Annotated in this window: 4 protein-coding genes; all 4 read left to right on the top strand. The window is 63.1% G+C overall.

Features of this window, described 5'->3' with window-relative positions:
- The coding region (locus ACWEQQ_RS44905; RefSeq protein WP_452352551.1) for a DUF4265 domain-containing protein at positions 1-372 on the top strand (372 nt) is incomplete at its 5' end.
- Positions 373-678: 306 nt separating this feature from the next.
- Positions 679-1,407 carry a TnsA-like heteromeric transposase endonuclease subunit gene (locus ACWEQQ_RS44900; protein ID WP_452352550.1) on the top strand — a complete coding sequence of 243 codons (729 nt, stop codon included), beginning with the start codon at positions 679-681 and terminating at the stop codon, positions 1,405-1,407.
- Positions 1,404-1,937: a hypothetical protein gene (locus ACWEQQ_RS44895; RefSeq protein WP_452352549.1), complete on the top strand. Its 534-nt coding sequence runs from the start codon at positions 1,404-1,406 to the stop codon at positions 1,935-1,937. The genes ACWEQQ_RS44900 and ACWEQQ_RS44895 overlap by 4 nt, the downstream gene beginning before the upstream one ends.
- A gap of 36 nt (positions 1,938-1,973) precedes the next feature.
- Positions 1,974-2,882 (top strand): helix-turn-helix transcriptional regulator, encoded by a 909-nt coding sequence (locus ACWEQQ_RS44890; protein WP_452352548.1) that lies wholly within the window; start codon positions 1,974-1,976, stop codon positions 2,880-2,882.
- Positions 2,883-3,552 lie beyond the last annotated feature (670 nt).

Raw genomic sequence — 3,552 nt, 5'->3', positions numbered from 1 at the left:
GACTATGAGATTCTCGGCAGTCCCGGCCTGACCTACGATTTCGCCGCCGGAGACCATCTTCGCGTGTTCGACGACGGCGGTTTCGAGGTACTGCGGCGCGGGGGGAATCTCTGCGTGCGGGCCTACCCGACGGCCATGCCGCCCTCCGATTCCGGGATCAACACTCTCACTGCGGGATTCGAGCGGCTCGGCGGAGTGGTCGAGATGCCGCCCGACCGACATTTCATCGTGATCACAGTGCCGGTCGCGGTCGGTTTTCCTGCGATAGAGGATGTGATCGAGGGATGGGCGACCGAGCATGCCTGTGCATGGGGGTACGGCAACGTCTACGACGAAGACGACAACCCTCTCGGCTGGTGGATCAGCGACTGAGCCGCTCCGATGTACGGGCATTCTGGATAGTGCGCTCGCCGGACACGCCCAGACAGCCGGATGCGCTCGGCGATGAGGTCAGATTTGGCCGATGCCACCAGGTCTCGGCCCGCCGATCGATGCCAGAGTTCACCGATAACCGACGTCGGGATTCATCAGCGGAACCAAAGGGGTTCAAGTTCGGGGTGCGGTTGTCCTTTGCCAATTGACCTGACGTATTGCCATCGTTCTGGCACAAGTGCGGGGCTTCTGCCATTAACCTGACGCGGATCGTTGGTTCCGACTGTTTGCTCGGGGGTCCGGGTCGTGGGTGTTGTCGTCGCCGTTGCCGGTGGTGATGACTGCTGGGTGGAGTTCGTCGACCCAGGTGCCGGCGGTCGCTGCAAGTTGCCCTTGTTGGCTTGCGCAGCAATACGTTTCGAGAGGGTCGAACCGGCGCGGAGGATCCTTTCATTCCGTGGTCAGAAGAACTTCTCGGGGTCGTGGTGGTCGGCGACGACGGGTTCACACATCGGCTACGAATCCTGGGTGGAGCGTGATTGGCTGATGTCGTTCGACTCGTCACCGCAGGTGAGCGGGATCGGCTCCCAGCCGTTCCGATTGTCCTGGCCGGCGAAACAGCATGTCCCGGACTACTTCCTGCGGCTGTGCGACGGCGGGGCAATCGTGGTCGATGTCCGTCCGGACTCGCGGATCGACGCCGATGATCAGGCGACGTTCGATCAGACTGCGGCACTGTGTGATTCGGTCAGGTGGCAGTATCGCCGCCTCGGTGACATGTCGCCGGTCCACGCGGCGAATCTGCGGTGGTTGTCAGGTTATCGCCATCCTCGATGTCGTCGCGCTGGCCTGGTTGCTCAGTTCAGCGAGGTCTTCTCCGCTGCCCGACCGCTGGCCGAGGGGGTCGGGGAGGTCGGTGATCCGATCGTGGTGTTGCCGACCCTGTTTCATCTGCTGTGGTGTCAGGACCTGGCCGTCGATCTCAAGACAGCGCGGCTGGGCCCGGGCACGATCATCGGTGGTGAACGACGATGACCAGCCGCGTCGACATCTTGGCTCCGGAAAGCCGGTTCCGCTGCGGCGGAAGCGAATACACGGTCATCGAGGTGACCGGCACTGACCTGAGAATCCGCAACGTCACCGGAACCGAACGGGTCGTCCCAGTTTCGCAGATCCTCGCCGACCCCGGATTCGCCTTGCTGGACGAACGGCGCCAGCCGCCGTTCCCACCGTCTGAGCAGATCGCGGATCTGCCTGCTGAGGTCGCTGAGCAGGCACAGTGGTGGGAAATTCACGTCGTCGAGCTACTCACCGGCCGCCGTCCCGATTCTCCGGGGTTTCAGCGGCGTCGAGACGGTCACGGAAGCGGCCGTGCGCAATGGCAATTCGCGGTCGGTACGCAAGGCCCGGCGCGAGGAGATGTCGACCTTCCTGAAGTCGCGGCGGGAGCGCATCCGCCCGGAGGATGTCGGCCTGCCCGCGGCGCGTGCCGGCGGACCCCGGGGCTGCGGCGTGAAGAGGTGGCGCAGCTGGCCGGGGTGACATCTTGGTTGCACACTCCATAGGTGCACATCGAACCAGTGGTGAGATCGAGTGGGGATATGTCTGAAAGTATCGATACACGCGCGGCGGCTGAAGTACGGCGCACCGAACTCGGAGCATTCCTGAGGTCCCGCCGGGGCCGGATCATGCCGGAAGACGTCGGACTGCCACGGGGTCAGCGTCGCCGTACGCCCGGCCTACGGCGGGAAGAAGTTGCTCAGCTTTCGGGCGTTGGCGTCACGTGGTACACCTGGCTCGAGCAAGGTCGTCGGATCAACGTCAGTGTGCATGTCATCGACGCGATCAGCCGTACTCTCGCGCTCGACGCCGTAGAACGCGAGCACCTCTATCGGCTCGCCGACGTACCTACCGTACCCAGCCCGCACGACGAAGAAGCGCTGCCGCCGGAGTTGCATGTCATCCTCACGCAGCTTCATCCGCTGCCCGCCGCCGTGCTATCGGCGCGTTACGACGTGATCGCCTACAACGGTGCATACGAAGCCCTCTGCCCGGGCTTCGTCAACGACGAACACAACGTCATCCGGCGCGTGTTCCTCAACCCGCTCTGCTGCAACCAATACGCGCGCCAGCCAGAGCATTTGGCCCGCATGGTCGGCTATCTGCGCTCCGCTTACGGCAAGCACCTGGGCGACCCGAGCTGGACGGAATTCATCGCCTCGATGGTGAACGATAGCCCCGCCTTCGCCACGCTGTGGGCGCGCAACGACGTGTCGCTTCCTCTTGCCCGCACCAAGACGATCCGCAACCTCATCACCGGTGACCTGGAGTTCTACCTGACCAGTATGTCCCTCCCTGTCATCGCTGGGGCCTGGGTTCAGATCTTCACTCCGGCCGACGACCTCGCCAGAACCAAGCTCGACGAAGTGCTTGCCATGGACCCTGACGTTCGCCGCAAGGTCCTGGTCGACCACATCGCCCAGTACCACGGGGAGTCCAGTGTGGCGTAGACCTGTGTCTGTCCAGATGTCTTCACAGGTGAGAGCAGGCGCCGCGCCCTCGATAACATCAGGTGGGCAAGCCCCGCAGGGATGGGGCAGCGGTTCGTGTTGCTCGCCGGGTAGGACGATGGTTCTCATCCCGGACGCGATGCCTTTTGTAGGCGACCGGGTGGAGGCCGCGCAGGTCGTGCTTGTGGATTGCCGGCCAGCTTGGGTTGTGTGGCGAGGCAAAGCGATCCACGCCGGGGTGAAATGTCCGTTGCGTACCCTGGTGGTCCCCTTGCCACATGGCAAGCCATCTCGCAAGGGTGTGGCAGCGACCCCGCTGCATTGCGAGATTGCACCGCCTGTCGTACCTGATAGAATCGGAATTTCCGATACTGAAGCCCGGGGCGTATTTGACGCATTGCGGTTCGATCGTGATCTATCTGTGCGCGTCGTAGCCGACAATAGCTGTGAAATAAGGGGAGCTGAGTTCTGGACATGCGCGCAGTGCGATTACGAGAACTAAGAGCTCCTAACAGGTTCGGCCGGTTGGCGTCGGGTTCTGTTGCAGTGCAGGATGTTTCGGTGTGGCTGCACCTTGGATCGTGGATGACGAGTTGTGGGCGGTAATCGAACCGCTACTGCCGGTGAAACCGGCCGGGACACCGGGACCGGCGCAGATGGACAGCCGCCA

It is taken from the genome of Nocardia sp. NPDC004123 (assembly GCF_053603795.1).
The sequence above is the reverse complement of the archived record's forward strand: the minus strand, read 5'-3'. Positions and strand labels throughout refer to the sequence as shown.

Bases quoted from the DNA above. Each gene is read 5' to 3' on its own strand.
- ACWEQQ_RS44895 (WP_452352549.1), top strand. From the start codon at position 1,404: ATGACCAGCCGCGTCGACATCTTGGCTCCGGAAAGCCGGTTCCGCTGC.
- ACWEQQ_RS44890 (WP_452352548.1), top strand. From the start codon at position 1,974: ATGTCTGAAAGTATCGATACACGCGCGGCGGCTGAAGTACGGCGCACC.